This window comes from Micromonospora sp. WMMD730 (assembly GCF_049178955.1).
Classification (GTDB): Bacteria; Actinomycetota; Actinomycetes; order Mycobacteriales; family Micromonosporaceae; genus Micromonospora; species Micromonospora wenchangensis.
This window is the reverse complement of sequence record NZ_JBMHML010000002.1, coordinates 7388100-7414962: the sequence shown is the minus strand read 5'-3', so window position 1 is coordinate 7414962 and position 26863 is coordinate 7388100. Positions and strand designations below refer to the sequence as shown.

The following is a 26863-nucleotide window of genomic DNA, read 5'->3' as shown; positions in this document are numbered from 1 at the left end:
GGACGACCGGGAGGGCGCATGCAGGACACCGAACGTGAGGCGGAACTGTTGGAGGCGGAGCGCCGCCTCCAGGCCGCCCAGCGGGCCGGCGACGTGGCCGCGCTCGACGCCCTGCTCGACGACCGCCTGATCGCCGTCGGGCCGGACGGTCGTACCTTCGGCAAGTCCGACGACCTGGCCGCCCACCGCAGCGGCACCTCGGTGCTCGACGAGCTGGTCGAGGAGGAGCTGGAGCTGATCGTGGCCGGGACGACCGGGGTGACGTTCTTCCGGGGGCGGGTCAGCGGCACCTTCGCGGGGGAGCCGTTCGCGGCGCAGTTGCGCTACACCCGCACCTGGGCCTACGACGACGGGTACGGCTGGCGCATCCTCGCCGCCCACCTCAGCCCCGCCCCCTGACCGAGCTATCTGGGTTGCTCGCTGGACGCAGCGCGGCTGTCACCGGTTGTTTCCTGTCCAGCTTCGCGGGCTGCACGAAGATCGACCGACGAGCGACCGCATCGCCCCTGGCGTCCAGTTGGTAGACGTCCAGCCAGCACCACCCGTCGTAGGTGATCCAGTTGAGCACCCGGATGACCCGGCACCAGATCGGCTTGACGAACTGCACGTTGGCGGCGCGGGTGACGTACACCAGTTCGCCGGCCTCCGGCAGCGGCGCGTTCATCGAAGGCCCCGGACGTGACGTAGTCTGCGCCACGCCCTGATCCGGGCACGGGCGGCCTCGACCAACGGGCAGAAGCCACCCTCGGTACACCTGCCGCACCGGCTGTGGCGGTGGTGGTCCAGGCAGTCCCACGCGGACTGGACCAGGAGCGGCACTCCGCTGCGCGCATCCACCGCACCCCGACGGACGGCCGCCAGCCGGCAGGGGCAGTCGTCACGGGCGGCGTGTGGGTAGGGCTGCGGCGACGCACTCCGGACCCGAGCCCACGCGCCGGTCTGATTCGGATACGCGGTGGCCGGTCCGGTGCGATCCAGTGGCGGGGAGGCACCCGGACGACCAGCCAGCCGTCGCAGGGCACGTGTGATCAACGAACGCAGCATGAGTATCCGATCCTTCTGCCGGCCGGTAGCGGGCCATCGTGCGGACGTTGGTCCCTGGAGATTCCTCAGCCGGTGGTGCTGTGGAGACGGAGGCCGGGCTGAGGTGGCACGGGAGCCACCCCAGCCCGGCAGGGGCATCACGGCCAGGCGCCAACCAGGGAGGGATACCCGCCCCGACAACCTAGGTCACTATGTGGCCACTAGGCAAGGAGAGACCAGGGTGACCGGCGTGTCGTGATCTACTGGCCAGGCCAACCAGGTACCGGACATCCGGAGATCCACCATGCCCATCCCCATGTCCTCACGCCAGATCGCCGACGACCTGACCACCCGCATCCGCGCCGGGGAGTACCCGCAGGGCTCCAAGCTGCCGTCCCTACGGGAGTTGGCCGACCTGTACTCCGTCAGCGTGTCCACCATCCAGCGCGCCCTGGAACTCACCCGGGAACGAGGGCTCACGGTCGGCCGGGCCGGTGCCGGGGTGTACGTGAGCGAGGGCGACTAGGTTGGAGCAATGGTCGACCAGTTCTCGCGCGGCACGGTCCGTGCGGCGATCGCCCTGCTACGGGAACGCGGGCTGGTCATGACCATGCCCCAGCGCGGCACGTACGTCACCGAGAACCGCAGGGAGACGTAGCTTGGATTGTGTCCCGCATGTTCGGCACGGGGTAGTCCAGATGACGCCGGAAGCTGGAAGGGTAGAACATCTGGTTCTACAATCGGATGCATGGAGCGCATCGGTGTCCGGGAGCTGAACCAGAACACGAGCCAGGTATTGGCTCGGGTGAGTGGCGGCGAGACAGTGGAGATCACCGATCGAGGCCATCCGATCGCCCGACTTGTCCCGGTAGGTGACGATAGGTCAGTATTAGCCAAGTTGGTAGCCGCAGGGCGAGCCGTCGCCCCCACCGGCACTGGCTCGGTGCCGCTTCCACCGAAGCTCGGTGACGAGAACGTGGACGCGGCCGCCTCGCTCGCCGCGATGCGCGACGAGGAGCGCTGGTGATCTATCTCGATTCCGCCGCCGTCGTCAAGCTGGTCCGACAGGAGGAGTACAGCACCGACCTCGTCTCCTGGCTCAACGCGCACGACGACGTCCCGCTGGTCTCCTCCACCCTCGTCGAGGTGGAAGTGCCCAGAGCGCTGCGCCGGTCAGCTCCGCAGGCGTTGATCGGAGTGCCGGCCGCAGTCGGACGGCTGTTCCGGCTGGAGATCGACAGCACGATCCGGGCGACCGCAGCGGCGTTCACCGAACCGACGCTCCGCAGCCTCGACGCCATCCACCTGGCCACCGCCCACGTTCTGACCAACGAATCCGGCACGGCACTCACCGCCTTCGTCACCTACGACCGACGGCTCCTCGAATGCGCCAAGGAAGCAGGACTACCCACCGCGAGCCCCGGCCAGAACTGACCTACGAGTCCCCGCCCCGGTACGGATTCCGGCCCTCCGTACGACACGCGCCAAATGTAACCCGACAAGCTTAAATATAACTCATACGCAGTTACATTTCGCGCCATGACCGGGGACTTAGCCGACCTGGCAACGCCGGAGTGCCGACTACTCAGGTCGCCCAGTGGGCCGGGCACAGCGTGCATGCGCTGCTCAAGATCTACGTCCCGTGCATCGACGGACAGGACGAGGTCGCTCGGAAGCGGATCGAGGGAGCGCTAGGCACCGAGCCGACCGAAGGGCCGGAGAACGCCGACACGTAGACGACACAACCAGTGAGACACGGCAGTACCAAGCGAGACGAAGTGAGGCTTGCTCGCGATATATAGACGCGCCCCCTGCCGACGTCCGCACTGGTCAGGGGGCATTTCTGCGGCTCAGGACGCGGAGGGTGTGGGATTCGAACCCACGAAGACATCGCTGCCTTACCGGTTTTCAAGACCAGCGCCATCGGCCACTAGGCGAACCCTCCCGAACCGCCACCCGGGGGTGCGCGGCCCGTGCCTAGTCTGCCACGAACCGCGTCCGGACGAGCCGGCCCATCGCCGTCGGGCGGGGTTCGGCGTACCGGAGAGGGGTCCTTGATCCCTGGCATGACCAGCGTGACCTCACCCGGATGGTCCACTGTGGCCGAAATTCCGGCCGTCGTGGGCGAGCGGTGGACCGCCCACGGCGACGGCCGGTGGATATTGCCGGCCGGACCTGCCCACATGGCGCTTCTCGTCGGCCGGGCGTGGTTCCCGGCCCGGATCGGGTAAGACTGGGCCATGCACGCGATCACGATCCCGGAACCCGGTGGACCCGACGCGCTCGTCTGGGCGGAGGTGCCCGACCCGGAGCCCGGTGCGGGTGAGGTGGTCGTCGAGGTGACCGCCAGCGCGGTGAACCGGGCCGACCTGCTCCAGCGGCAGGGGCAGTATCCGCCGCCGCCGGGCGCGCCCGCGTACCCCGGGTTGGAGTGTTCGGGGGTGATCGGCGCGCTCGGCGCGGGGGTGACCGGGTGGGCGGTGGGTCAGCCGGTGTGCGCGCTGCTGGCCGGCGGCGGGTACGCCGAGCGGGTCGCCGTGCCGGCCGGGCAGTTGCTGCCGGTGCCGGCCGGTGTCGACCCGGTCGACGCCGCCGCGCTGCCCGAGGTGGCCTGTACGGTCTGGTCGAACCTGATCCGGGTGGCCCACCTGGGCAGGGGCGAGACACTGCTGGTGCACGGCGGCGGGAGCGGGATCGGCACGTTCGCGGTGCAGTTCGGCGCGGCGCTGGGCGCGACGGTGCTGGTGACCGCCCGGTGGGCCAAGCACGACCGGCTGCGCGAGCTGGGTGCCGCGCACACCATCGACTACCGCGAGCAGGATTTCGTCGAGGAGGTCCGGCGGGTCACCGACGGCCGGGGTGCGGACGTGATCCTCGACATCATGGGCGCGTCCTACCTGGGCCGGAACGTGGCGGCGCTTGCCGACGGCGGCCGGCTGGTGGTGATCGGCATGCAGGGCGGCCGGAAGGCGGAGCTGGATCTGGGCGCGCTGCTGGCGAAGCGGGCGTCGGTGGCGGCGACCGCGCTGCGCTCCCGCCCGCTGGCCGACAAGGCGGACATCGTCCGGGGCGTACGGGAGCAGGTGTGGCCGCTGGTGGAGGCGGGCGCGGTCCGGCCGATCGTGGACCGGCGGCTGCCGATGCGCGACGCCGCGCAGGCGCACCGGCTGGTCGAGTCGAGCGACCACGTGGGCAAGGTGCTGCTCACCACCGGGTGACGACCGGCCGGGCCACACCGGGCGCAGGCCCGGGGGACGCTCAGGTCGGCGGGCGCGGGCCGTCCCGGCGGGGCAGCACCAGGCGGGCGCCGGGGCCCTCGCCGGCCAGCGTGTCGCCCGGGTTGTAGAGGGTGCAGCGCTGCAACGACAGGCAGCCGCAGCCGATGCAGCCGTCGAGGTCGTCGCGGAGCTTGCCGAGCAGCTTGATCCGTTCGTCCAGCCGTTCCCGCCAGGTGCGGGAGAGGGCGGCCCAGTCGTCGGGGCTGGGGGCACGGGACGAGGGCAGCGAGTCCAGCGCGGCACGGATCTCCTCCAGCGAGATGCCGACCTGCTGGGAGATCCGGATGAACGCCACCCGACGCAGCTCGGTGCGGGCGTAGCGACGTTGGTTGCCGCCGGTGCGCTCGGCGTGGATCAGCCCGAGGCGTTCGTAGTAGCGCAGCGCCGACTGGGCCACCCCGCTGCGCGCGGAGAGCTGACCGATGGTGAGTGACTCGTGCATCACTGCCCTTGAGTTGAAGTTAACTTCAAGTAGCACGCTAGCCACATGACCACAGCGACCGCAACCCATCCGCCGGGCCACGCCCTGCCCGCCCCCGTCGTCGCGCCGCTGGAACGCCTCCGCGCCGGCCGCCACTACGACGCCAACGTGTACTCCACCGTCGACGTGCACTGGGTGCTCTACGACCGGGTGCTACGGATCACCCCGGCCACCGTCGACGACCCGGACCGGGACCGCTTCCTGCTCTCCAAGGGGCACGCCGTGGCGGGCTACTACGCCGTACTCGCCGCCAAGGGGTTCATCCCCGTCGACTGGCTCGACGACGCGGGCGGGCCCGACAGCCGGCTCGGCGGCCACCCCGACCGCACCCTGGTCCCCGGCGTCGAGATCGGCTCCGGCTCCCTCGGCCACGGCCTCGGGCTGGGCGTCGGCACCGCGCTCGGCCTACGCGCCCAGGGCCGCACCACCCCCCGGGTGTACGTCCTGCTCGGCGACGCCGAACTCGACGAGGGCTCCAACCACGAGGCGATCGCGTACGCCGGGGCCACCGGCCTGGCCGGGCTCACCGCGATCGTGGTCGACAACTCGTCGGCCAGTCACGGCTGGCCGGCCGGGGTGGCCAGCCGGTTCACCGTCAACGGCTGGACCGCCGCCACCGTCGACGGGCACGACCACGACGCCCTGCACGCCGCCCTCACCGGCCACGACGGCCACCGCCCCCACGTCGTCGTCGCGGTCGACGGACCGACCCCGGGGAGCCGGTCATGACCATGCGGGACACCTTCGTCGCCAGCGCCACCCGGTTCCTCGACGACCCTCGGACCACGATCGTGCTGGCCGACATCTCCGCCGACGCCTTCACCGAGGCGGGCCGACGGTATCCGGACCAGGTCGTCAACGTGGGCATCCGGGAACAGTTGATGGTCGGGGTGGCCGGTGGGCTCGCCCTCGCCGGGCAGCGCCCGATCGTGCACAGCTACGCCCCGTTCCTCGTCGAGCGGGCGTACGAGCAGATCAAGCTGGACCTCGACCACCAGGGCGTCGGTGCGGTGCTGGTCAGCATCGGCGCGTCGTACGACCGGGCGGAGGCCGGACGGACGCACCTCGCCCCGGCCGACGTCGCCCTGATCGACACCCTCGACGGCTGGACCGTGCACGTGCCCGGCCACCCCGACGAGGTGCCCGACCTGCTCCGCGACGCGGTCTGCGGGCAGCACTCGACCTACCTGCGGCTGTCCCTACAGAGCAACGCGCTGGCGTACCCGCAGGCGGGTGGGTTGCAGGTGGTCCGCGACGCCGGGCCGGGCGCGGCGCTGCTGGTGGCGGTCGGTCCGGTGCTCGACGCCGCGCTCGCGGCGGTGGCCGACCTGCCGGTGACGGTGGCCTACACGCACCGGCCCCGGCCGTTCGACGTGACCGGGTTGCGGGCGCTGGCCGCAACCGAGGTGATCGTGGTGGAGCCCTACCTGGCCGGCACCTCGACGCGGGTGGTGGCCGAGGCGCTGGCCGACCGGCCGCACCGGCTGCTCAGCCTCGGGGTGGGTCGGGCGGAACTGCGGCGCTACGGGACCGCCGAGGACCACGACCGGTGGCACGGCCTCGATCCGGCCGGGCTACGCCGGGCGGTCGACGGTTTCCTGACCCCGGCGGGATGACCGTGGGCTGACCGGGAGGGACGGGTCAGCGGGGCGTGCGGGCGGGACGACGGCGGGTGCGTTCCCGGCCGAGGATCCAGATCGCCTCGACCCCGTCCTTCCAGGTGATCTTCTTGCCCTCCTCGCGCCCGCGCGCCCGGTAGCTGATCGGCACCTCGTACGGGCGGATACGGCGACGCAACAACTTGCCGGTCACCTCCGCCTCCATCCCGAAACCCCGGGACCGGATGCCCAACGACCGGTACAGCTCGACCGGCATCAGCTTGAAACACGTCTCCAGGTCGCCGATGTAGGAGTTGAACAGCACGTTCGCCGCCATCGTGACGCCCTTGTTACCCATCACGTACCAGAAGCTGTAGGCGCTGTGGCTGCCGAAGGTGCGGTTGCCGTAGACCACCGTGGCCCGCCCGTCGAGCACCGGGGCGAGCAGCCGGGGGATGTCCTGCGGGTCGTACTCCAGGTCGGCGTCGAGGATGACCATGTACTCACCCTCGGCGCTGTCCACGGCCGTCCTGATGGCCGCGCCCTTGCCCGCGTTACGTGGGTGGGTGATCACCCGCAGCCGGGAGTCGTCCGCCCGGCCGAGGATCTCCCCGGTGCCGTCCCGGCTGCCGTCGTCCACCACGACCAGCTCGATCTCGCACGGGTAATCGACCGCCAATGCCTGCTTGAGGGCATCCGCGATGCGTTCTTCCTCGTTGTAGACCGGCATGAGGATCGAGAGCTTCACGGGAATCTCCACGGTGGCGACAGTGAGTCGGGCATAGCCTAGCCTGGCAGGTCAGCCGCGCGAGGGTCGCCACCGCAGCGGCGAATGTCCGCCACCGGCCCGGCCGGCGCCCGGTCACCACGCGGAATGGTGTTTACTTCCGCCCATGTCGGCAGCCGGCTGGATGCTCGTGGCGGCCCCCGTCGCGGCGCTCGTGCTACTCACCGCCCTCCTGCGCCCCCGGGCCGCCGGGGTGGTCGCCCCGCACCGTCTCGGCGTGGTCCGGGCCGCCCTGCTGACCGGCGTCTTCGCCGTGCTGACCGTGGAGGTGCTGGGCGCCCTCGACGCGCTCACCCTGCCCGCCTTCGCCCTGGCCTGGCTGATCTTCGTCGCCGGGGTCACGGTGGCGGTCGGCCGGCGACGCGACCCCGCCGCGCCCCGGGCCGCCGTCGCGGGCAGCCGGCGGGCGGTGCTGGTCGGCGCGACCGTGGGCGGTCCGCCGGCCGACGACCCGACCCTCGGCGCGGCGTCCGGACCGCCGCCGGTCGACGCTCCGACGCCCCCGGCGCTCCCGGCGGCCACCGTCCGGGCCGGCGTCGCGGCGCTGCTGACCGGCTGGGCGGACCGGCTGACCCACTTCCGGCGTACGGCGACCCGGGGCGAACGGCTGCTCGCCGGCACGGTGCTCGCGGTGGTGCTGATCGAGCTGGTGGTGGCGCTGCTGGCCGAGCCGAACAACTTCGACTCGCAGACCTACCACCTGCCGAAGGTGGAGCACTGGGTGGCCCAGGGCAGCCTGGAGTTCTGGCCCACCGCCATCCACCGGCAGGTGACCATCCCGCCCGGGGCCGAATACCTGCTGCTGCACCTGCGCCTGTTCACCGGCGGGGACGCCCTGCACAACCTGGTGCAGTGGGCCGCCGAGATCGGTTGCCTGCTCGCGGCCACCCGGATCACCGCCCAGCTCGGCGGGGGCCGGCGGGCCCAGCTCGTCACCGCGTTCCTGCTCGCCACCACGCCGATGGTGGCCCTACAGGCGACCAGCACCCAGACCGACCTGGTCGCCGCCGCCTGGGCCGCCTGCGCCGCCACCCTGGTGCTGGACGGGCTGCGCCGCCGGGCCGGCCTCACCGACGCGCTGGCGCTCGGCGCAGCCACCGGCCTGACCGCGCTGACCAAGACCAGCGGGCTGATCGCCGTCGGGCCACTGCTGCTGCTCTGGGGCCTGGCCCAGCTCCGGCTGGCCCGCCGCCCCGCCGGGACCGCTCCGGACGACCCCACCGGGGTCACGCCCGACCGGGCCGGCCGGGCGTCGGGCGGGTTCAGCTCGGACCCGACGACCGGACCGACGGACCGGCCGGGGCCGACCGGGGCCCGGCAGGTCGCCCGGACGGTGGGCGGTTCGCTGCTGGTGCTGCTGGTCGCGGCGACCGTGGTGGGGCCGTTCCTGGCCCGGGAGACCGCCGAGTTCGGCCACCCGTTGGGGCCGCCCCGACTCCGCGAGTCCATCCCGATGGAACGGCACGATCCGGCCGCCGTGCTGGTCAACGCGCTGCGGATCGGGCACACCGCGTTCGACACCCCGCTGGCCCCGCTGCGCGCCGGCACCGCCTCGGCCATCATGGACGGCTCCCGGGCGGTCGGCGTCGACCCGCAGGACCGGGCCATCACGTTCGGCCGGGAGGTCTTCCCGGTGCCCGCCTGGTATCCCGACGAGGACCGGGTGGCCTTCCCGCTGGCCGGGGCGCTGGCGCTGCTCGGGGCGGTCGTCGCGCTGGCCCGGCCGCGCCGGATCAGCCCCGGCCGGGCGGGGACGCTGCGGGCGTACGCGGGGGTGGTGGTGGGCGCGGTGGTCCTGCACACCGCGATGATCAAGTGGCAGCCGTGGGGGAACCGGCTGCTGCTGTACGCGCTGGTGCTGGCCGTACCCCTGGCGGGGCTCTGGGTCGACGCGGTGCTGCGGCGGCGGGCCGGGGCGGGCCGCCGGTCGGTGGCCGCCGGGCTGGTGGTGACCGTGCTGGCCACCTCCGCGCTGGCCGGCGTGCTGGCCCTGTCCTACGGCTTTCCCCGCCGGCTGGTCGGCGCGGGTTCGGTCTTCACCACCGCCGAGTGGGACACCCGGTTCCTGCGCCGGCCGCAGTGGGCCGACGAGTTCCGCTGGGCCGCCTCGGCGGTACGGGCCAGCGACGCCCGACGGATCGGCCTGGTGCAGCAGAACGACAACTGGGAGTACCCCTGGTGGCTGCTGCTGCGCGACGACGACGGCCGGTCACCCGAGCTGGTGGCGTTGCAGTCGGTGCTGCCGGACCGGCCGCCGGCCGACCCCACCTCGGTCGACGCGATCGTCTGCACCGGCCCCCGCACGGAGTGCGCCCGGCTCGTCCCGGCCGGCTGGACGATCGAGTACCGCGACCACGTCGGCTACGCGCTGCCCCCGGCCCGCTGAGCACCGGGGAACACACGTCGGGGCCGGCGTGGTGGTCCACGCCGACCCCGACCGGTCCCCCACGGGTCACTTCTGCTTGATCGGCACCACGATCAGCCGGGCGACGCTGGCGTCCCCGTCCTTGGCCCCGGCCACGTTGACCTGGGTGCCCACCTTCACGTCGCTGGCCTTGACGGTGGTCCGCCGCTCGACCACCCGGAGCTGGTCGCCCAGCTTCCAGGTCAGGGTGAAACCGTCGGTGGACTTCACCGTCACCGAGTCCCCGTCGATCGCGGTCACCTCGCCGCGCTGCACGACGACGGTCTTCGTGCCGTCCTTGGTCTGCACCACCGCCTCGCCGTGCAGGCCGTTGCGGCCCAGCTTCACCCGGGCCTGCCGGCGCTGCCGCAGCTCCTTCACCCGCTCGCCGCGCTTGCCCTTAGCCCCGGCCTGCGGGGACGGGGTGGTCGACGCGGCGGGCGCGGCGAGCAGGTCCAACTCGACCGGGTCGAGGCCCAGCGCGGCCAACGCCTGCCCCTCGACGCCCAGCGCGGCGGCCACCTCGACGACGGCGGCCTTCGTGCCGTCCTGCGCGACCTGGGCCGTACCGCAGCCGGCGACACCGAGTGTGAGCGCCGCGAGCAGCGACGTGGCGGTGACGGCGATTCCCCGATGTGCCATGACTGTCCTCTCGTCCGTGATGCCACCAGCCTCACCGAACGGGATGGGGGCGGGGTCAGACCGATGTTCGGGTCAGGTAAGGACGGGCGGGCAGCCGGACGGTGAACGCCGCGCCCCCCTCGGCGGCGTGCCCGGCGACGATCTCCCCGCCGAGCCGGCGGACCAGCCCGGCCGCCAACGCCAGGCCCAACCCGCTGCCCACCTTGCGGACCCCCCGGTAGCGCTGGTGCAGCGCCCCCCGCTCGAAGGCCACCGCCAGGTCGTCGTCGGTGAAGCCCGGTCCGCCGTCGCGGACCTCGACCAGCCCACCGGCGGTCGGGCCGGCACCGGCCGCCCGGACCGCGAGCACCACCGGCGCCCCCGGCGGTACGACCCGCAGCGCGTTCTCCAGCAGCCCGTCCACCACCTGCCTGATCCGCCCCGGATCGGTGTACGCGGGCACCGCCGTGCCCGGCGTCTCCAGCCGGAACGGCACCCCGACCGCCGCACACCGCTCCGACCAGGTGCGTTCGGCGTCGGCGGCCAACCGGGTGAGGTCCACCGGCACCGGTTCCAGCGGGAAGTCCACCGCCTCCAGCCGGGCCAGCGCCAGCAGGTCGGCGACCAGCCGGTCCAGGTGCTGCGCCTCGGCGAGCATGGTCCGGCCCGTCGCGGTCGCCTCGTCCGCGCCGATCACCCCGTCGGCGAGCGCCTCCGCCCACCCCCGGATCGCGGTCAACGGGGTGCGCAGCTCGTGCGAGACGGAGAGCAGGAACTCCCGCTGGCGGCCCTCGCTGGTGGCCAGCGCGGCGGCCAACCCGTTCAACGCGTACGCCAGGTCGGCGACCTCGTCGGGGGGTTCGACGGGCACCCGGACGGCGCGGTCACCGGCGCGCAGCCGGGCGGCGGCGGTGGCGGCGTGCCGGATCGGCCGGGCCAGTCGACGGGCGAGCAGCAGCCCGGCCGCCGCCCCGGCGGTGAGCCCGGCCAGCAGCGGCAGCCACAGGGCGCGCAGCACCTGCCGCCACGGTCCCTGCGGGGTGGCCCGGGTCAGCACCACCCCCTCCCCGCCGGGCAACGCCCGCCCCTCGACGAGGGTCCGCTGGCCGTTGACGAACCGGCGACCGGAGACGTCCCGGCCGGCGGAGATCCGGTTCACCACCTGCCGGGGCAGGCCGGGGCGGTCGGCCAGCCCACCCTGCACGACGTACACCTCGATCTGCTGGTCCTTGAGCTGGCGGATCAGCCGGTCGCCGGCCGCGTCGCGCTGACGGCTGGGCCGGACCCGCAGCACGTCGGCGGCGAGCCGGGCCTGCGCGGCCAGCGCCTCCTGGTCGCGACGTTCCACCCCACGTACCGCCAGGGGGACCGCGACCAGGGCGGTGACCAGGACCGACACCAGCGCCACCGCGCAGGTGACCAGCACCGCGCGGGAGGTCAGCGTGTGCAGGGAGCGGCGACGGCGGGGGGCGGTGTCACCCCGGGGGGCGGCCGGCGGCGCGGCGGGTTCAGCCATCGGCGGCGTACCCGACGCCCCGGTGGGTGCGGATCACGCTGGCCGCGCCGAGCTTCGCCCGGACCTGGGCGACGTGCACGTCGACCGTACGGGTGCCGGCGTGCGCCGCGTACCCCCAGACCCCGGCCAGCAGCTCCTCCCGGGTGAAGACCCGGCCGGGGCGGGCCATCAGATGGGCGAGCAGGTCGAACTCGGTGGAGGTGAGCTGGACGGGGGCACCGGCCGCGAGCACCGTACGCCGGGCCGGGTCGAGGGTGACCGGGCCGACGGTGCGGGAACGGTCCGCGCCGTCGGGGGCACCGACGGTCCGCCGCAGCACCGCCCGGACCCGGGCCACCAGCTCGCGGGGGCTGAACGGTTTGGTCACGTAGTCGTCCGCGCCCAGCTCCAGGCCGACGATCCGGTCGACCTCGTCGTCGCGGGCGGTGAGGAAGATGACCGGGGTCCAGTCGCCGGACTCGCGCAGCCGCCGGCAGATCTCGGTGCCGGCCAGGCCCGGCAGGGTGATGTCGAGGACGCAGGCCACCGGGCGCAGCCGGCGGGCGGCGGCCAGCCCGGCGGTGCCGTCCCGTTCCAGGTGTACGCCGAACCCGTCCCGGCCCAGGTAGAGCCGGACCAGGTCGGCGATGGCCGGTTCGTCCTCCACGACGAGGACGAGCCCACGTGGTGCGGTGGCATCGACGGTCACCGGCCCATGATGACCGACCCGGCGTCGGGCGGTGCGGACGGCCGTGTTCGGGTCAGGTAAGAACCCGGTCAGCGGGCCGGCAGCGGGCGCAGCAGCGGGGCCGGCGCGACGGGCGGGGCGTCACCGATGGTGGCGACGACCCGTTCCTCGGGCCGACGCAGCCGGGTCCGGAAGGCGTGGTGCAGCAGTGTGTCGAGCTGCCACACCTGCTTCGGGTGCTGGGTACGGATGACGAACCGCTCGCGTACCCCGTCGATCGCGGTGGCGGCCAGCTCGACGGCCTGCGCGCGCGGGTCGGGGCTCCAGGTGACGTTGCTCAGCTCCCGCAGCTCGGTGTTGAGGTGCAGGCGCAGCCGGTGCAGCACCCGGGTCTGCCGGGTCACCACCAGCCGGCGGTGGGTGAGCAGCAGGAGGTAGTCGCCGTCGACCGGGCGGTCGGGGCGGGCGCACCGGGCGACCAGGATGGTGGCGTCCCCCGACCCGACGCACTGGCGGAAGACCGGCATGTGCCGGCTCACCGTCTGGACCGCCAGCCCGGTCTCGGCGGCGGCCGGGAGGAAGGTGCGCGAGAAGACGTCCATACCTGGCCAACGAGCCGTGACCAGGGGTGATGTGGGTCACTGTCGACTTTTGGAACTTCCACTCCCCCGGGTCGCACCACCGGTGCGTCTTTCCGCACCGGCTGCTGTCCGGGGGACGGGACGTCAGACGGGCATCGGCGCGAACAGCTCGCCGAGCCAGCCCGGCACCGCGTCGGCGTACTCGGCGCGGGTCGGGTCGGTGGTGGCCAGCGCCCGTCGCCAGGACAGCGCCCGGCTCACCGTGGTCACCCGTACGGCCAGCCCGGCGGCCTCCCGCAGGGCCGCCCGGTCGTGCCGGTCGGTCCACGCCTCCAGGTAGGCGTCGCGCAGCCGGAGCAGCACCGGGTCCCCCTCGGGCAGCGAGTAGGTGTGCGCGACCGAGCGCAGGGTCACCAGCAGGGTGCCGAACGGGTGCGCCACGGACGCGTCGCCCCAGTCGAAGAAGCGGTAGCCGTCGGCGGCGAACACGTTCCCGTCGTGCAGGTCGTCGTGCTGCACGGTGGCCGGGATGCCGGTGTCGGCGAGCCGCCCGCAGTCCTCGGCGAAGCGCGGCAGGTACGCCCGCAGCCGCTCGTAGGTCGCCGCGTCCAGCCCACTGTCGTCACCGTCGTCACCGTCGGCGTCGGCGTCGGCGGCCGGGCGGGTCTCGCCGTCGCCCTCGCCTCCGGTGGCCGGGTGGGTGTCGGTGCCGCCTCCGGTGGCCGGGCGGGTGTCGGTGCCATCGGGTCCGGGGTCGAGGAGCAGGGCGGCGCGGTCGTCGAGGAGGTCGGCGAGCAGGGCCGGCAGGGCGGCCGGCCGATGGTCGGGCACGCCGAGCGCGACGAGGCCGTCGGCCCGGGGAGCCACCGTCCGTTGGAGGTCGGCATAGGCGGCCAGCACGTCGGCCCACCGGGTCGGGTCCGGTTCGGCCAGGTCACGCAGGGACGGGCCGCCGTGGGGCAGCAGCGACCAGCCCCGCGCGGGGTCCACGGCCACCGGGTCGAGCACCCGGCCGGGGACGTGCCGGGGCAGCTCGGCCAGCAGCACCGCCTCGTACGCCGTGCCGGGGTTGTTCGCCTTGAACCAGTACGGCCCGGCGTCGGTGGGCACCTGCCAGACCAGCGACCAGGGGCGTTGCCGGGCCTCGACCGGGCCGGTGACCCGCCGGCCGTGCCGGTCGAGCTGCCCGCTCACCCACTCCAGCGCGGTGGCCCGCCACTGCGGGTCGGCCCACCCGGGGGCCACGGAGACGATCGTCACGCGGCGCAGAGTAGGCCACCCGCCCACCCCGACACCCGCCATTTTCGGCCGGGCGGGATCGCAATGGGGCCGATGTAGCGGCATCAAGGCCGCTCGGACACCGCAACATCGGCCCCATTGCGGGATCGCACGGGCGGGGATCGCCCGGGCGGGCGGCGTCAGAGCAGTTCGAGGATGGTGGCGTTGGCCATGCCGCCACCCTCGCACATGGTCTGCAGGCCGTACCGGAGGTCGTTGTCCCGCATGTGCTGGAGCATCGTCGTCATGATCCGGGCACCGGACGCGCCGAGCGGGTGCCCCAGCGCGATCGCCCCGCCGCGCGGGTTCAACCGCTCCGGGTCGGCCTCGGTCTCGGCGAGCCAGGCCAGCGGCACCGGCGCGAACGCCTCGTTCACCTCGTACACGCCGATCTCCTCGATGCCCAGGCCGGCGCGGCGCAGCGCCTTCGCGGTGGCCGGGATGGGGGCGGTGAGCATGGCGACCGGGTCGTCGGCGGCGACCACGGCGGTGTGCACCCGGGCCAGCGGGCGCAGGCCGTGCCGGCTGGCCCACTCGCTGGTGGTGACGGCGAGCGCGGCGGCCCCGTCGGAGATCTGCGACGCGGACCCGGCGGTCACCACCCCGTCGGTGCGGAACGGGGTCTTCAGCTCGCCGAGCGCGGCGAGGGAGGTGTCCCGGCGGATGCCCTCGTCGGTGGTGAACGAGCGCCCGTCACTCAGCGGCACCGGGGCCAGCTCCGGGTCGAACGCCCCGGCGTCCTGCGCGGCGGCGGCCTTCTCGTGGCTGGCCAGCGCGAACTCGTCGAGCTGGCTGCGGGAGAAGCGCCAGCGGGCGGCGATCAGCTCGGCGCCGACGCCCTGGTTGAACGGGAGCGGCTGGTCGTCGGCGAAGCCCTCGACGCCCCGGTAGCGGGCCCGGATGCGGTCGCTGAACGGCATGCCGTCGCCGACGCTGGACCCCATCGGCACCCGGGTCATCGACTCGACGCCCCCGGCCACCACCAGGTCGGCCTGCCCGGAGACGACCGTCGCGGCGGCGAAGTGCAGGGCCTGCTGGCTGGAGCCGCACTGCCGGTCGAGGGTGGTGCCGGGCACCGACTCGGGCCAGCCGGCGGCGAGCACGGCGTTGCGGGCGACGTTCCACGACTGCTCGCCGACCTGCGACACGCAGCCCCAGACGACGTCGTCGACCTGGCCGGGATCGATGCCGGTGCGGTCGGCGAGGGCGCGCAGCACGTGCGCCGACAGGTCGACCGGGTGCACCTCGGCCAGGCCGCCCTTGCGTCGCCCGACCGGGGTACGCACCGCACCGACGATGACTGCGTCACTCATGACTACTCCCCGGTAACTTCGGCTGTGTCGATACTACGTCCCCGGCCGCCGGTCCGCCCCCCGCGTCGCCGGGACCGGCCCGGTGCGGCTGGCATGCTGGGAAGGTGCATCCACCAACGTCTCCGGCCCGTCAGTGGCGGGTCCCCCCGGCGGTCCCGGCGGTGAAGCTGGCCGGCGCGGTCGGGCTGGTCGCCCTCGGGCTGCTGCTCGCCGACGGCGACCCGGTCCGGCTGGCGCTGGCCGTCGCCGCCGCTGCGGGAATGGCCGCCTGGGCGGTACGCGACCTGCTCGCCCCGGTCCGGCTCGCGGTCGACGCCGACGGGATCACCGTCGTCCGGGGGTACGCCGGGCGCCGGCACCTGCCGTGGGAGGTGGTGGAGGCGGTCACCGTTGACCGGCGGACCCGGTTCGGGCTGACCGGCGAGACGTTGGAGATCGACGCGGGCGAGACCCTGCACCTGCTGGGCCGGGCCGACCTGGGCGCATCCCCGGCCGAGGTGGCCGAGGAGGTCCGGGCCGCCCGCCCCTGATCCCACGGTGCCGACGTGGTCGGCTCAGCGGAGCCGACGTAGCGGTATCCGGCCAGCCCCGACACCGCCACACCAGCGCACGGCCCGGTCAGCCGAGCAGCATCACCGTACGGACGATCACCAGGCCGAGCAGCGCGAGCAGGATGACCCCCGCACCGACGGCCTGGAACACCGAGCGCCGCATCCGGGGGGCGTACGCCAGCACGAGCGCCATCAGCGCCCCGACGATCAGCCCGCCGACGTGACCCGGGATGGAGATGCCCGGCACGGTGAACGTGAAGATCAGGTTGATCACCAGGATCGGCAGGATCGCCGAGGTGTCCCGACCGAGCCGGCGCATCAGCACGAAGACCGCCGCGAACAGCCCGAAGATCGCCGTCGAGGCACCCGCCGAGGCGGTGTTGGGGCTGCTGAACAGGTATGCAGCGACGTTGCCGCCGAGGCCGGCCATCAGGTAGAGACCGAGGAACCGCAGTGGCCCGAGCAGGGCCTCCAGCTCCCGCCCCAGCACCCAGAGCGCCCACATGTTGAGCAGCAGGTGCAGCACGCCGTAGTGCAGGAACATCGCGGTGACCAGCCGGTACCACTCGCCGGAGGCGACGCCGTGCGCCTCGCCGAACGGCACGTACGAGGCGTAGCTGAGCACCGAACCCCACTGGGTCAGCGGGGTGCCACCGCCGAGCAGGCCGCCGAAACCGGAGCCGCCGATCAGCGAGTCGCCGCCCCGGTCACTGAGCACCGAGACGATCATCACCAGCACGTTCAACGCGATCAGGGTGCGGGTGACCAGACCGCGACGGCCGGCGGCACCGCCACCGAAGGCGGTACGCGCCGGCCGTACGCTGCGGCGTCCCTCGTTCACGCACTCCGGGCACTGGTGGCCGACGGGAGCGTCCCGCATGCAGTCCGGACAGATCGGCCGGTCGCAGCGGGAGCACCTGAGGTACGTCTCCCGGTCGGAGTGGCGGTAGCAGACCGGGGTGGTCGGCACCGGCCCACCGGTGGCGTCGCCGGCCGGCCCGGAGCGTTCAGTCATGCGTGCAAAGGTACCTCGCGACCGCGGTCAGGCCCCGGTGCGCTCGATCTCGACCCGCTCGATCACCACGTCCTGCAACGGCCGGTCGCTCGGGCCGGTGGGGGTGTTGGCGATCGAGTCCACCACCTTCGCCGACTGCTCGTCGGCCACCTGGCCGAAGATGGTGTGCCGGTTGTTGAGGTGCGGGGTCGGCCCGACGGTGATGAAGAACTGCGAGCCGTTGGTGCCCGGCCCGGCGTTCGCCATCGCCAGCAGGTACGGCCGGTCGAAGCGCAGCTCCGGGTGGAACTCGTCGGCGAACGTGTAACCCGGGCCACCCCGGCCGGTGCCGGTCGGGTCGCCCATCTGGACCATGAAACCGCTGATCACCCGGTGCGAGATGGTGCCGTCGTAGTACGGCCCGTTGCCCGGCTGACCGGTGCGGGGATCGGTGTATTCCTTGTTGCCCTCGGCCAGGTCGACGAAGTTACGAACCGTCTTCGGAGCGTGATTGCCGAAGAGTTCCAGCCGGATCGGGCCAGCGTTGGTGTGCAAGGTGGCGTAGACAGCCTCGGCCACGGGTACTCCTCACTCGTTGGTCAGTTCCATGCGGATCCTCCCATGTGCCCCATCTGGCAGTGCGGAGGCATCCGGTGGTAGAGGATGACGAAGGAACAACTCCCAGGAGGTGGGACCGTGTTTGGAATCGGGCGGCGCAAGACCCAGGGGCAGCTGGCAAAGGTGGAGCTGCACCAGGGCATCGGTCACCTGAGGCAGGCGGCCACGCACGCGGCGAAGGGCGCCGGCGCCACGGTCGGCCCGCGGGTCCAGTCGGCCCGCAGTGCCGTCGCGCCGACTGCGGTCGCGGTGCGGGACCGGGCTTCCAGCGGCCTGGCGACGACGGCCGCAGCGCTCGCCCCGGTGGCCCTGGCGGTGCGCCACGCCCAGGCCGAGGCCGCCGGCAAGGCGCTGGCCGGCAAGAAGGCCGCCGCCGCCAAGCAGGCCAAGGTGAGCAAGAAGATCAAGGCGAAGAGCCCGAAGGCCCGGAAGAAGAAGCAGACCTCGCGCGGCATGATGGCGGGCCTGCTGGTCGCCGGCACGGTCGCCGGGGTGGCCGGCGCGATGGCCCTGCGTCGCCGCCGCGAGCAGCAGGAGTGGGCCGAGTACGACCCGACCCGCAGCATCGGCACCGCCCCCGTCCCGTCGTCGACCCCCGGTGCCTCCACCGCTTCGGCCGCCGCCGGCGTCGACGCCCCCCGCGACGACGTCGACATCCTGGTGGTGGAGACCCCGTCGGCGGGCGGCACCACGCCCACCGGTTCGGCCACCCCGGCCACCGGCGTCGGCAGCTCCGCCGTGGCGGCCGGCACCCCGGCCGGCAAGCCGGTGATCCACCCGAACGACAAGGTCCCCTCGGTCGCCGAGGGTGCCACCGACGTCTCCGGCCGGCCGGCCGACGACCTCGGCAAGGCGCTCGACGCCGGTCGGGGCGCGGCGCAGTCCAGCACCCGGCGCTGATCCCCCGCACCACGTCGGCGGCGCGGCGACGACCTGACCGGTCGTCCCGCGCCGCAGCCGACTTCCGGACCCCGCCGGGTCCCGGGCCGCCCGACACGACGCCGGTACCCGCAGCCCCCGGCACGGTACGGCCCGGCACCGTCATCCGGCCTGCCCAGGGCGACGGCCCCCACGAGAACGTAAGGATTTTTCAGGGTTACCCCCGACCGTTACGGGTCCACCCGGCGGGCTTGCGGCTCCTACAGTGCTCGTATGTCGTCGACCACCGACCCGGAGCGTCCGGCTCCGGAGCCGAACGGCGCCCCCTCGACGGGACGCTGGGACCAGTCCGCCGAGCGTCCGGGAGAGGCCCCGGCGGGGCGTGACCGGGCGCTGTCCCGGCGGCGGGTGCTCTCCGGCACCGCCGCCGCCCTGGCCGGCGCGGGCGTGGCGCTGACCGGCGAGTTCGGGTATGCGGAGGCGACCGCCGACAGCAAGCTGCCCGTCTACGGCGGGTACGCCGCCACCGTGCACGCCGACCGGCGCACCCCGCCCCGGTCGTCCCGGGTCGACGTGGTGTGGAGCGTCGACACCACCCGCCGGCTGATCGCGCTCACCTTCGACGACGGGCCCGCGCCGAACTGGACCCCCCGGGTGCTGTCGATCCTCGCGCAGACCGACACCCCGGCCACCTTCTTCATGGTCGGCCGCCGCGCCCGCGAGTACGGCCGGCTGGTGGCGCACCGGCTCGACGGTCACGAGGTCGGCAACCACACCTGGGCCCACCAGGACCTAGCGAAGATGACCTACGAGCAGGCGTGCACGGCGATCAGCCGGGCGCACAACGAGCTGACCCGGCTCTGGGGCCGGGAGCCCACCCTGCTCCGCCCGCCGTACGGGCACCTCGCCGGCAGCACCCTGCTCGCCGCCAACGACCTCGGCTACCAGGTGGTCCTGTGGAACCGGCAGATGCTCGAATCCCGGTTCACCCAGAATCCGGACGGCCTGGTCGACTACATCGTCGACTCCTGCGAGCCGGGCACCATCCTGCTCGCCCACGACACCGGGCCGGCGGACCGGCTGGTCGCGATCCGGGGGCTGGCCGCGATGATCACCGGGCTGCGGCGGCAGGGCTTCGAGTTCGTCACCGTCTCCGAGCTGATGGCGGCGGCCACCCCGGCCACCGCCCCGACCCACTGACCGGTGGGCGGTCAGAGCCAGCCGTTGCGGCGGAACCACCGGTAGAGCGCCAGCGAGATGGCGAGCATCAACGCGAGCACCCCCGGATAGCCGTACGTCCATTTCAGTTCGGGCATGTTCTCGAAGTTCATGCCGTAGACCCCGGCGAACGCGGTCCACACCGCCGCGATGGCCGCCCACGCGGCGATCTTGCGCATGTCGTTGTTCTGGTCGACGGTGACCTGCGCCAGCCGGGCCTGGAGGATCGAGTTGAGCAGGTCGTCGTAGGAGTTGACCTGCTCGACGGTGCGGCTGAGGTGGTCCTGCACGTCGCGGAAGTACCGTCGCACCTCCTGCGGCACCTCGCGGTTGACCTGGGCGGTCAGCGTCAGCAGCGGCCGTTGCAGCGGGATCACCGCCCGCTTGAACTCGACCAGTTCCCGCTTCATCTGGTAGATCCGCTGGATCCGCCCGCTGCTCTGCCGGTCGAAGACGTCGGCCTCCAGCACGTCGAGGTCGTCCTCCAGCTGGTCGGCCACCTCCAGGTAGAGGTCCACCACCCGGTCGGTGATCGCGTACGCCACCGCCCACGGGCCGTGCCGCAGCAGGTCCCGCTTGGCCTCCAGGTCGGCCCGGACGGGCGACAGCCGGCAGGCGTCCCCGTGCCGGACGCTGATCAGGAAGTTCGGCCCGATGAACAGCATCACCTGGCCGGTCTCCACCACCTCGGAGGTCTCGGTCAGCTCGGTGTGCTCGCAGTACCGGGCGGTGCGCAGCACCAGGAAGCTGACCTCGCCGAAGCGCTCCAGCTTGGGCCGCTGCTGGGCCTTCACCGCGTCCTCGACGGCCAGTTCGTGCAGGCCGTACGTCTCGGCGATGGCGGTCATCTCGGCCAGTTCCGGTTCGTGCAGCCCCAGCCAGACGAACCCGTCGCGTTCCTCGCGGGCGGCGGCCAGCGCCTCGGCGTACTGCCACTGGCCGGGGCGGCGTTCGCCGTCGACGTAGAGGCCGCAGTCGACCACCCCGCTGCGTCCCGGGCCGATGGGCGCGGGGGTACGGGGGGAGCCGTCGGCGTTGAGGATGCGGGACATCGCGCGCACCGGGGACACCCAGGCGCGGGGGTTCAGCACCCGACCGCCGTGGAGTGTCGCCGACCGCTCCCGTGCCGCCCGGTCCGTCATGGCGTTCCCCCTCCCGGGTGTCCTGCTGCGGCTTGCAGGCTACGCCGCCCCGGGCGTGGCGGCGCTCGGCCGATCGGGGTGTGGGCGCCGGGCGGGTCGGACCGCGTTCGGGGGGTGAGGGGGCGACCCGACCCACCCGGCACCGCTGGGGGCGGGGGTAATGCTGCCGCGTCACCCACCCGTCCGGCGGGTACGACCGGGTCACCGGCCGAACGTGAGTGACGCTCGCAGCATTGTGGGTCGCCCGGCCGGCCGAGGGGAGCCCTCGACCGGCCGACGTCGTACTTTTGTCAGAAACCCGACAGATTTTTCAGCCGCGAATGGCCGCCACCGCGTCCGCGAGCCGGCGCACACCCTCGTCGATCCGGTCCGCGGTCACCGCGGAGAACGCCAGCCGCAACGCGTGCCGCCCGCCGTCGACCATGAAGTCGCTGCCCTTGACCACGGCGACACCCCGCTCGGCGGCGGCCGGCGCCAACCGGTCCACGTCCACGTCGTCGGGGAACTCCACCCAGAGGAAGTAGCCGCCGTCCGGCTCGACGAAGGTCGCCTCGGGCAGGTGCCGGCGCAGCGCCTCGGCCAGCACCCCGGCCCGCTCACCCAGCGCCGACGACACCGTGGCGATCGACCGCTGGATGTCACCCGAGACGCAGAACTGGTGGACGATCGACTGCGCCACCATGCCCGGCGAGATGTAGAGGCTGGTCGCCTTCTTGGCGATGTCGGCGATCAGGCTCGCCGGCCCGACCAGGTAACCGACCCGGACCCCGGGGCAGACGGTCTTGGTGAAGCTCGACGCGTGCACCACCACACCCCGGGTGTCCATCGACAGCATCGACGGCAGCGGCTCGCCCCGGAACCGGATGTCGGCGTACGGGTCGTCCTCGAAGATGGTGAAGCCGTACTCGGCGGCGAGGTCGAGCAGCTCACGGCGCTTGTCCAGGGAGAGGGTCACCCCGGCCGGGTTCTGGTAGTTCGGGATCACGTGGGCCAGCCGGGGGCGTACCCCGGACTCCAGCAGCTTGCGCAGCTCGGCGGTGTCCAGGCCGTCCGGCTCGATGCCCACGCCGTGGATCTCGCCGCCCATCCGCTGGAGGTTGAGCAGGGTCCGGTCGTACGTCGGACGCTCCACCACCACGGCGTCCCCGCGCCGGACCAGGTGGTCGAAGAGGAACGCGTCGGCCTGCAGCGAGCCGTTGGTGACCAGCACCTGATCCGCCTCGACGCCGTGCTTCTCGGCGATCCACTTCCGCAACGGGGGGTAACCCACGGAGGTGCCGTAGGCGGTGACCCCGGCGGGGTCGGCGTCGAAGGCACGGACGGCGGCGGCCTTGAGCCCCTCGACATCCACGATGTCCAGCGAGGGCGCGCCACGGGCGAACGAGATCAGCTGCTCGGCGGTCATGCGCACGAGCCTAGGGCCTGGCCGGGCCGCTCCGGCCGGCATACACGCCAAGTTCAACATGCGGGCAGCCCGGCACCCCCGACCCGGCATCCGGTGCGCCGGCCGGCCGGGGCGGGAGGGGGCGAACCGGTCGACTCCGGTGCAGGTCGGGACGGGACCGGACATCGGCGCGGCCGGCCCGCGCTCGCTACTGTCGAAGCGTGCCCACCGAGCCCCTCCGCAGCGCCGGCGCGTTGATCACGGACGATGGCGTCGAGCTGGCACCGCACCGCTTCGCCGGGCTGGTCGCCCCGGCGGTCGAGCGGGCGTTCGTGGCCGGGATGCTCGCCGGCCGCGACGGCGGCGGCGCCGAACTGAGCCAACGGTACGGCGGGCCCGCCGCCACCGGCTTCCTGGTGGAGTTCCGCACCCGGCTCGCCGCGCCGGGCGGCACCGTCGACCGGGCCGGCTTCGCCGCCGTCAACCGCTACCGCGACCCGGCCACCTGCCAACGGGCGCTGGACAAGCAGGTCGCCCACGGCACGATCGCCCGCCGGCCCGACGGCGGGATCACCGCCACCGAACGCGGCGTCGACTTCCTCACCGAGCTGTACCAGGTGCACGCCGAGGTGACCGAGGAACTGTGGGCCGGGCACGACGACCGGGTGCGCCGGCTCGTCGAGGCGTACGGGCGGGTGGTGGCGTACGCGGTGCTGCTGGCCGGGGAGCCGGACGCCGGGCCGGGGCCCGCGTTCGCGGCGGTGGCCCCGCCGTACGAGCCGGACGGCATCCCGCCGGGCGTGCTGCTGCTCAACCGGATCGGCGCGCTGCGGTACCACCGGGCCGACGCGTACGCGCAGGCGTGGACCGCCGCCGGGCACACCGCCGCCAGCGTCGGCAAGCTGCCGGACGGGCCGGAACGGCGGGCCATCGAGCTGGAGACCGACCGTCGGGCGGCCGGCCCGTACGCCACGCTGACCGCCGACGAGCGGCTGTGCGTGCTCGCCGACCTGGCCGCCCTGCCCGGCTGAACCCCGTCCGGCCCGGGTGAACTCCCGGTTGACGGCGGCCGGCGGGTCACGCGGGGCTATCCTCCACGGTGACCTGGAGTCGTACGAGGGAGGCCCCGCATGATCGGGATGGTGCTCGCGGCCGGTGCGGGACGCCGACTGCGCCCGTACACCGACACCCTGCCCAAGGCGTTGGTGCCGGTGGACGGTGAGACCACCATCCTGGACATCGCGCTGCGCAACCTGGCCGAGGTGGGGCTCACCGAGATCGTGATCGTGGTCGGCTACGCCGCCGACGCGGTCGTGCAGCGGCAGGCGGCCCTGGAGGAGAGGTACGGCGTCACCCTGACCCTGGTGCACAACGACAAGGCCGAGGAGTGGAACAACGCCTACTCGCTGTGGCTGGCCCGGGAGCACTTCGCCCGGGGCGTGCTGCTGGTCAACGGCGACACCGTGCACCCGGTGAGCGTGGAGAAGACCCTGCTGGCCGAGCGCGGGCCGGGCATCCTGCTCGCCGTGGACACCCTGAAGGCGCTGGCCGAGGAGGAGATGAAGACCACCTTCGACGCCGCCGGCCAGCTCACCCGGATCACCAAGCTGATGGACCCGGGCGAGGCGTACGGCGAGTACATCGGCGCGACGCTGATCGAGCCGCAGGTGGCCGGGGCGCTCGCCGACGCGCTGGAGGCGACCTGGCGGCGGGACCCGAACCTCTACTACGAGGACGGCTACCAGGAGTTCGCCGACCGGGGCGGCGAGGTGCGGGCCGCGCCGATCGGAGACGTCTCCTGGGTCGAGGTCGACAACCACGACGACCTGACCCGGGCACGGGAGATCGCGTGCCGCTACTAGCCCGTACCATCCTGACCCCGCTGCACATCGACGTGCGGCGCGGCGCGGTCGCCGACCTGGCCACCATCCTCGCCGACGGGCGGATCTCCGCCGGGGGCGACGTGGCGGTGGTGGTCGGCCCCGGTCAGGGCGGGCAGATCGCCGACCTGCTGCGGCCGTCGCTGCGCTCGGCGGACGTGTTCACCGTGGCCGGCGGCACCCTCGACGCCGCCGACGAGCTGGGCGGCAAGCTCCGCGAACGCTCGTACGACGCGGTGGTCGGCATCGGCGGCGGCAAGACCATCGACGTGGCGAAGTACGCGGCCACCCGGCGCGGCCTGCCCATGGTGACGATGGCGACGAGCCTCGCCAACGACGGCATCGCCTCCCCGGTCGCCAGCCTGATCACCGGCGGCCTGAAGGGCTCCTACGGGGTGCACATCCCGATCGCGGTGATCGTCGACCTGGACTTCGTGGCCGCCGGCCCCGACCAGCACAACCGGGCCGGCATCGGCGACGTGGTCAGCAACATCAGCGCCCTGGCCGACTGGGAACTGGCCCGCCAGGTACGCGGCGAACCCGTCGACGGCCTCGCCGCGTCGCTGGCCCGGATGGGCGCGGAGGCGGTGCTCGCGCACACCGGCGACATGACCGACGACGCGTTCGTCACGGTGCTGGCCGAGGCGCTGATCTCCAGCGGCCTGGCGATGGCGGTCTGCGGCAGCAGCCGACCGGCCAGCGGCGGCTGCCACGAAATCATGCACGCCGTCGACGCCCTCTTCCCCGGCACCTCGTCGCACGGCGAACTGGCCGGCCTCGGCGCACTGTTCTGCACGTTCCTGCGCGGTGACGAACGGCGCTTCGCCGAGATGGCGGCCTGCCTGGGCCGGCACCGGCTGCCCCGGCACCCCGCCGACGTGGGGCTCACCGACGACCAGTTCGTCGAGGCGGTGCAGTTCGCCCCGGCCACCCGCCCCGACCGGTACACCATCCTGGAGCACCTGGCCATGTCGGTTACCGAGACGCGGGAGCGGCTGGCAGACTACGCCGGTGCACTCCGCGACCACAGTGGCTGAACCCCGCCCCACCGTTGCCGACTTCCACCGGGTGAACCGGGGCGGCGGCCTGTTCAGCGAGTCGGTCAGCCAGTGGCTGGGTGCCGTCTTCGCCCTGGTCGCCCAGCGCCTCGGGCTGCGCCCGACCGCGCTGACCATCACCAACCTGGTGCTCGGCCTGGCCGCCTCGGTGACCGTGGTGGCGCTCGCCGACCGGGTCGCCGCCGGCACCGTCCCGGCCTGGCTGGTCGGGCTGGTCGCGCTGGTCGGCTGGCAGGTGGCGTACGCCCTGGACTGCGCCGACGGGCAGCTCGCCCGGGTGACCGGTCAGGGCAGCGCGGCCGGTGCCCGGGTCGACGTGCTCTGCGACGTGGCCGCCCAGATCGCCCTGGTCGCCGCCCTGTCCGCCACCGCCGTGGCGCAGCGCCCCTCCACGCCGACCTGGCTGGTCGCGACCTTCGCCGGCACCTGGATGGTCAACCTGGTGACCTCGGTGATGCAGTCCGGCCCCAACGCCGCCAGCATGGTCACCTCGACCTCCCTGCCGGTACGCCTGGTGAAGCTGGTCCGCGACTACGGCGCGGTGATCTTCGTGGCGGGGCTGGTGCTGATGCTCGTGCCGGCGCTGGTGTTCTGGGTGGTCGTGGCGTTCACGGTGGTCAACGGCGGGTTCCTGCTCGCCAGCATCGCCTTCTCGGCCCGCGCCTCGCTGTAGCGGCCTGCGGCACCGCCGTCACGGTCCCGCAGGGGGTTCGGCGCCGTGCTCCTCCGTGCGTTGTCGGCGGAGCCGTTCGAGGACGGCGGTGTCGGCTTCGAGGTCGGGGTGGTCTACCTGCCGGTCGAGGTCGACGACGTGTTCGAGTTCGCGGATCGCCTGGTCCAGGTCGCCGTTCGCCTGGTGGACCATCGCGATGTTGTACCGCGTGATGGCTTCTCCGGCCTGGTCGCCGACGTCCCGCCGGAGAAACAGGGCCTGACGGTAGTAGTCGAGAGCCCCCTGCAGATCCCCCAAGTGGCGGTACACGAGGCCGATGTTGTTCAGGGTGACAGCTTCACCCGCCCGGTCACCGACCTCCCGTCGAATAGGCAGTGCCTGACGGTAGTAGTCGAGAGCCCCCTGCAGATCCCCCAAGTGGCGGTACACGAGGCCGATGTTGCTGAGGGTGACAGCTTCACCCGCCCGGTCACCGGCCTCCCGCTGGATGGGCAGGGCCTGGTGGAAGTGGTCCAGGGCACACTGCTGATCCCCCATGCTTTCGTACACGACACCGACGTTGCTGAGGGTGATGGCCTCACCCGCTCGGTTCCCCACCTCCCGCTGGATGGGCAGGGCCTGGTGGTAGTGGTCCAGGGCACGCTGCCGATCCCCCAGGTTGTCGTACACGAGGCCGATGTTGCTGAGGGTGGCGGCTTCGTTGCCCCGGTGGCCGGCCTGCCGGTACATGGTCAGGGCCTGTTGGTAGTCCTCCAGCGCCGGCCGGGGTCGGCCCGTCGACGACCGCGCCCAACCCCGGTCGTAGAAGGAGCCGGCGTCCGGGCCCAGGGTCAGGGTCGCGGTGGCCATGGCCTCGACAGCGGCGAATCGCGAGGTACGCAACCACACCCGACCCACCCGGTCACCGACCTTACGGGCG

At 73.2% G+C, this 26863-nt stretch carries 30 protein-coding genes and 1 tRNA gene; 16 read left to right on the top strand and 15 right to left on the bottom strand.

Features of this window, described 5'->3' with window-relative positions; translation table 11 throughout:
* Positions 1-18 precede the first annotated feature (18 nt).
* Positions 19-399, top strand: coding sequence for a nuclear transport factor 2 family protein (locus ACN265_RS31965; protein ID WP_421411074.1), 381 nt, complete (start codon positions 19-21; stop codon positions 397-399).
* On the opposite strand, the gene ACN265_RS31960 is transcribed toward ACN265_RS31965, so the two are convergent.
* Positions 383-664 (bottom strand): hypothetical protein, encoded by a 282-nt coding sequence (locus ACN265_RS31960; protein WP_421411073.1) that lies wholly within the window; start codon positions 662-664, stop codon positions 383-385. The two genes, ACN265_RS31965 and ACN265_RS31960, sit on opposite strands and share 17 nt — an antisense overlap.
* Before the next feature lie 663 nt (positions 665-1327).
* Here ACN265_RS31960 and ACN265_RS31955 point away from each other — a divergent pair.
* The 4 genes from ACN265_RS31955 to ACN265_RS31940 all read left to right on the top strand — a co-directional run bounded on the left by ACN265_RS31955 (position 1328) and on the right by ACN265_RS31940 (position 2457).
* A complete protein-coding gene (locus ACN265_RS31955) occupies positions 1328-1549 on the top strand; it encodes a GntR family transcriptional regulator (RefSeq protein ID WP_421411071.1) in 222 nt (73 codons plus the stop codon).
* 9 nt (positions 1550-1558) lie between these two features.
* Positions 1559-1681 carry a GntR family transcriptional regulator gene (locus ACN265_RS31950; RefSeq protein WP_421411069.1) on the top strand — a complete coding sequence of 41 codons (123 nt, stop codon included), beginning with the start codon at positions 1559-1561 and terminating at the stop codon, positions 1679-1681.
* 90 nt (positions 1682-1771) lie between these two features.
* Positions 1772-2050 (top strand): type II toxin-antitoxin system Phd/YefM family antitoxin, encoded by a 279-nt coding sequence (locus ACN265_RS31945; protein ID WP_421411067.1) that lies wholly within the window; start codon positions 1772-1774, stop codon positions 2048-2050.
* Positions 2047-2457 (top strand): type II toxin-antitoxin system VapC family toxin, encoded by a 411-nt coding sequence (locus ACN265_RS31940; protein ID WP_421411065.1) that lies wholly within the window; start codon positions 2047-2049, stop codon positions 2455-2457. The genes ACN265_RS31945 and ACN265_RS31940 overlap by 4 nt, the downstream gene beginning before the upstream one ends.
* Positions 2458-2881: 424 nt before the next feature.
* Here the strand turns inward: ACN265_RS31940 and ACN265_RS31935 are convergent.
* Positions 2882-2968, bottom strand: a tRNA-Ser gene (locus tag ACN265_RS31935).
* Between the two features lie 295 nt (positions 2969-3263).
* On the opposite strand from ACN265_RS31935, the gene ACN265_RS31930 reads away from it, so the two are divergent.
* Positions 3264-4241, top strand: a complete 978-nt coding sequence (locus tag ACN265_RS31930; protein WP_421411064.1) for an NAD(P)H-quinone oxidoreductase — start codon at positions 3264-3266, stop codon at positions 4239-4241.
* 40 nt (positions 4242-4281) lie between these two features.
* On the opposite strand, the gene soxR is transcribed toward ACN265_RS31930, so the two are convergent.
* Positions 4282-4743, bottom strand: a complete 462-nt coding sequence (gene soxR / locus ACN265_RS31925; protein ID WP_204925412.1) for a redox-sensitive transcriptional activator SoxR — start codon at positions 4741-4743, stop codon at positions 4282-4284.
* Positions 4744-4788: 45 nt separating this feature from the next.
* Here soxR and ACN265_RS31920 point away from each other — a divergent pair, with 45 nt between their 5' ends.
* Together ACN265_RS31920 and ACN265_RS31915 are read left to right on the top strand one after the other, a co-directional pair.
* Complete coding sequence (locus tag ACN265_RS31920) at positions 4789-5511, top strand: transketolase (protein WP_421411062.1); 723 nt, start codon at positions 4789-4791, stop codon at positions 5509-5511.
* A gap of 2 nt (positions 5512-5513) precedes the next feature.
* Positions 5514-6398 carry a transketolase family protein gene (locus ACN265_RS31915; protein WP_421411719.1) on the top strand — a complete coding sequence of 295 codons (885 nt, stop codon included), beginning with the start codon at positions 5514-5516 and terminating at the stop codon, positions 6396-6398.
* A 25-nt stretch (positions 6399-6423) separates the two neighbouring features.
* Here the strand turns inward: ACN265_RS31915 and ACN265_RS31910 are convergent, their stop codons facing one another.
* Complete coding sequence (locus ACN265_RS31910; RefSeq protein WP_204925630.1) at positions 6424-7128, bottom strand: glycosyltransferase family 2 protein; 705 nt, start codon at positions 7126-7128, stop codon at positions 6424-6426.
* 145 nt (positions 7129-7273) lie between these two features.
* On the opposite strand from ACN265_RS31910, the gene ACN265_RS31905 reads away from it, so the two are divergent.
* Positions 7274-9553: a hypothetical protein gene (locus tag ACN265_RS31905; RefSeq protein ID WP_421411060.1), complete on the top strand. Its 2280-nt coding sequence runs from the start codon at positions 7274-7276 to the stop codon at positions 9551-9553.
* Positions 9554-9619: 66 nt separating this feature from the next.
* Here the strand turns inward: ACN265_RS31905 and ACN265_RS31900 are convergent, their stop codons facing one another.
* The 6 genes from ACN265_RS31900 to ACN265_RS31875 all read right to left on the bottom strand — a co-directional run bounded on the left by ACN265_RS31900 (position 9620) and on the right by ACN265_RS31875 (position 15547).
* Entirely contained in the window at positions 9620-10213 is a 594-nt protein-coding gene (locus ACN265_RS31900; protein ID WP_420115313.1) for a hypothetical protein, read from the bottom strand.
* Between the two features lie 55 nt (positions 10214-10268).
* Entirely contained in the window at positions 10269-11708 is a 1440-nt protein-coding gene (locus ACN265_RS31895) for a sensor histidine kinase (protein WP_377683624.1), read from the bottom strand.
* Positions 11701-12396, bottom strand: a complete 696-nt coding sequence (locus ACN265_RS31890) for a response regulator transcription factor (protein WP_204925417.1) — start codon at positions 12394-12396, stop codon at positions 11701-11703. Before ACN265_RS31890 ends, ACN265_RS31895 begins: the two co-directional genes overlap by 8 nt.
* 68 nt (positions 12397-12464) lie before the next feature.
* Entirely contained in the window at positions 12465-12977 is a 513-nt protein-coding gene (locus ACN265_RS31885) for a hypothetical protein (RefSeq protein ID WP_204925418.1), read from the bottom strand.
* Between the two features lie 123 nt (positions 12978-13100).
* Positions 13101-14216, bottom strand: a complete 1116-nt coding sequence (locus ACN265_RS31880; protein ID WP_421411057.1) for an aminoglycoside phosphotransferase family protein — start codon at positions 14214-14216, stop codon at positions 13101-13103.
* Between the two features lie 158 nt (positions 14217-14374).
* The gene (locus ACN265_RS31875) at positions 14375-15547 is read right to left on the bottom strand and encodes a thiolase family protein (protein WP_421411055.1); all 1173 of its coding nucleotides are present in this window, start codon (positions 15545-15547) and stop codon (positions 14375-14377) included.
* A gap of 104 nt (positions 15548-15651) precedes the next feature.
* On the opposite strand from ACN265_RS31875, the gene ACN265_RS31870 reads away from it, so the two are divergent.
* Positions 15652-16077 carry a PH domain-containing protein gene (locus ACN265_RS31870; RefSeq protein ID WP_420115309.1) on the top strand — a complete coding sequence of 142 codons (426 nt, stop codon included), beginning with the start codon at positions 15652-15654 and terminating at the stop codon, positions 16075-16077.
* Positions 16078-16165: 88 nt separating this feature from the next.
* Here the strand turns inward: ACN265_RS31870 and ACN265_RS31865 are convergent, their stop codons facing one another.
* Positions 16166-17113, bottom strand: a complete 948-nt coding sequence (locus ACN265_RS31865) for a rhomboid family intramembrane serine protease (protein ID WP_421411053.1) — start codon at positions 17111-17113, stop codon at positions 16166-16168.
* A 27-nt stretch (positions 17114-17140) separates the two neighbouring features.
* A complete protein-coding gene (locus ACN265_RS31860; protein ID WP_204925423.1) occupies positions 17141-17671 on the bottom strand; it encodes a peptidylprolyl isomerase in 531 nt (176 codons plus the stop codon).
* 84 nt (positions 17672-17755) lie between these two features.
* Between ACN265_RS31860 and ACN265_RS31855 the strand changes: the two genes are divergently transcribed.
* Positions 17756-18610 carry a hypothetical protein gene (locus ACN265_RS31855; protein ID WP_421411051.1) on the top strand — a complete coding sequence of 285 codons (855 nt, stop codon included), beginning with the start codon at positions 17756-17758 and terminating at the stop codon, positions 18608-18610.
* 252 nt (positions 18611-18862) lie between these two features.
* The gene (locus ACN265_RS31850) at positions 18863-19789 is read left to right on the top strand and encodes a polysaccharide deacetylase family protein (RefSeq protein ID WP_421411049.1); all 927 of its coding nucleotides are present in this window, start codon (positions 18863-18865) and stop codon (positions 19787-19789) included.
* A gap of 11 nt (positions 19790-19800) precedes the next feature.
* On the opposite strand, the gene corA is transcribed toward ACN265_RS31850, so the two are convergent.
* Together corA and ACN265_RS31840 are read right to left on the bottom strand one after the other, a co-directional pair.
* Complete coding sequence (corA, locus tag ACN265_RS31845; protein ID WP_421411047.1) at positions 19801-20949, bottom strand: magnesium/cobalt transporter CorA; 1149 nt, start codon at positions 20947-20949, stop codon at positions 19801-19803.
* Between the two features lie 310 nt (positions 20950-21259).
* Positions 21260-22354: a PLP-dependent aminotransferase family protein gene (locus tag ACN265_RS31840; protein WP_357924614.1), complete on the bottom strand. Its 1095-nt coding sequence runs from the start codon at positions 22352-22354 to the stop codon at positions 21260-21262.
* 200 nt (positions 22355-22554) lie between these two features.
* Here ACN265_RS31840 and ACN265_RS31835 point away from each other — a divergent pair, with 200 nt between their 5' ends.
* The 4 genes from ACN265_RS31835 (at position 22555) to ACN265_RS31820 (ending at position 25944) form a co-directional block, all read left to right on the top strand.
* Positions 22555-23364: a hypothetical protein gene (locus ACN265_RS31835; RefSeq protein ID WP_420116226.1), complete on the top strand. Its 810-nt coding sequence runs from the start codon at positions 22555-22557 to the stop codon at positions 23362-23364.
* Between the two features lie 99 nt (positions 23365-23463).
* Complete coding sequence (locus ACN265_RS31830; protein WP_421411045.1) at positions 23464-24195, top strand: sugar phosphate nucleotidyltransferase; 732 nt, start codon at positions 23464-23466, stop codon at positions 24193-24195.
* The gene (locus tag ACN265_RS31825) at positions 24183-25250 is read left to right on the top strand and encodes an iron-containing alcohol dehydrogenase family protein (RefSeq protein WP_421411043.1); all 1068 of its coding nucleotides are present in this window, start codon (positions 24183-24185) and stop codon (positions 25248-25250) included. The genes ACN265_RS31830 and ACN265_RS31825 overlap by 13 nt, the downstream gene beginning before the upstream one ends.
* Positions 25225-25944: a CDP-alcohol phosphatidyltransferase family protein gene (locus ACN265_RS31820; protein ID WP_088642367.1), complete on the top strand. Its 720-nt coding sequence runs from the start codon at positions 25225-25227 to the stop codon at positions 25942-25944. Before ACN265_RS31825 ends, ACN265_RS31820 begins: the two co-directional genes overlap by 26 nt.
* Before the next feature lie 18 nt (positions 25945-25962).
* On the opposite strand, the gene ACN265_RS31815 is transcribed toward ACN265_RS31820, so the two are convergent.
* Positions 25963-26832 (bottom strand): tetratricopeptide repeat protein, encoded by an 870-nt coding sequence (locus ACN265_RS31815; protein WP_421411041.1) that lies wholly within the window; start codon positions 26830-26832, stop codon positions 25963-25965.
* Positions 26833-26863: the final 31 nt, after the last annotated feature.

What these genes read in the sequence shown, in the direction of transcription:
- ACN265_RS31865 (WP_421411053.1), bottom strand. Translation starts at nt 17,113, where the DNA reads ATGACTGAACGCTCCGGGCCGGCCGGCGACGCCACCGGTGGGCCGGTG.
- ACN265_RS31945 (WP_421411067.1), top strand. Translation starts at nt 1,772, where the DNA reads ATGGAGCGCATCGGTGTCCGGGAGCTGAACCAGAACACGAGCCAGGTA.
- ACN265_RS31930 (WP_421411064.1), top strand. Translation starts at nt 3,264, where the DNA reads ATGCACGCGATCACGATCCCGGAACCCGGTGGACCCGACGCGCTCGTC.
- corA (WP_421411047.1), bottom strand. Translation starts at nt 20,949, where the DNA reads ATGACGGACCGGGCGGCACGGGAGCGGTCGGCGACACTCCACGGCGGT.
- soxR (WP_204925412.1), bottom strand. Translation starts at nt 4,743, where the DNA reads ATGCACGAGTCACTCACCATCGGTCAGCTCTCCGCGCGCAGCGGGGTG.
- ACN265_RS31915 (WP_421411719.1), top strand. Translation starts at nt 5,514, where the DNA reads ATGCGGGACACCTTCGTCGCCAGCGCCACCCGGTTCCTCGACGACCCT.
- ACN265_RS31955 (WP_421411071.1), top strand. Translation starts at nt 1,328, where the DNA reads ATGCCCATCCCCATGTCCTCACGCCAGATCGCCGACGACCTGACCACC.
- ACN265_RS31895 (WP_377683624.1), bottom strand. Translation starts at nt 11,708, where the DNA reads ATGGCTGAACCCGCCGCGCCGCCGGCCGCCCCCCGGGGTGACACCGCC.
- ACN265_RS31855 (WP_421411051.1), top strand. Translation starts at nt 17,756, where the DNA reads ATGACGAAGGAACAACTCCCAGGAGGTGGGACCGTGTTTGGAATCGGG.
- ACN265_RS31960 (WP_421411073.1), bottom strand. Translation starts at nt 664, where the DNA reads ATGAACGCGCCGCTGCCGGAGGCCGGCGAACTGGTGTACGTCACCCGC.
- ACN265_RS31830 (WP_421411045.1), top strand. Translation starts at nt 23,464, where the DNA reads ATGATCGGGATGGTGCTCGCGGCCGGTGCGGGACGCCGACTGCGCCCG.
- ACN265_RS31965 (WP_421411074.1), top strand. Translation starts at nt 19, where the DNA reads ATGCAGGACACCGAACGTGAGGCGGAACTGTTGGAGGCGGAGCGCCGC.
- ACN265_RS31885 (WP_204925418.1), bottom strand. Translation starts at nt 12,977, where the DNA reads ATGGACGTCTTCTCGCGCACCTTCCTCCCGGCCGCCGCCGAGACCGGG.
- ACN265_RS31850 (WP_421411049.1), top strand. Translation starts at nt 18,863, where the DNA reads ATGTCGTCGACCACCGACCCGGAGCGTCCGGCTCCGGAGCCGAACGGC.
- ACN265_RS31920 (WP_421411062.1), top strand. Translation starts at nt 4,789, where the DNA reads ATGACCACAGCGACCGCAACCCATCCGCCGGGCCACGCCCTGCCCGCC.
- ACN265_RS31875 (WP_421411055.1), bottom strand. Translation starts at nt 15,547, where the DNA reads ATGAGTGACGCAGTCATCGTCGGTGCGGTGCGTACCCCGGTCGGGCGA.
- ACN265_RS31900 (WP_420115313.1), bottom strand. Translation starts at nt 10,213, where the DNA reads ATGGCACATCGGGGAATCGCCGTCACCGCCACGTCGCTGCTCGCGGCG.
- ACN265_RS31950 (WP_421411069.1), top strand. Translation starts at nt 1,559, where the DNA reads ATGGTCGACCAGTTCTCGCGCGGCACGGTCCGTGCGGCGATCGCCCTG.
- ACN265_RS31840 (WP_357924614.1), bottom strand. Translation starts at nt 22,354, where the DNA reads ATGACCGCCGAGCAGCTGATCTCGTTCGCCCGTGGCGCGCCCTCGCTG.
- ACN265_RS31905 (WP_421411060.1), top strand. Translation starts at nt 7,274, where the DNA reads ATGTCGGCAGCCGGCTGGATGCTCGTGGCGGCCCCCGTCGCGGCGCTC.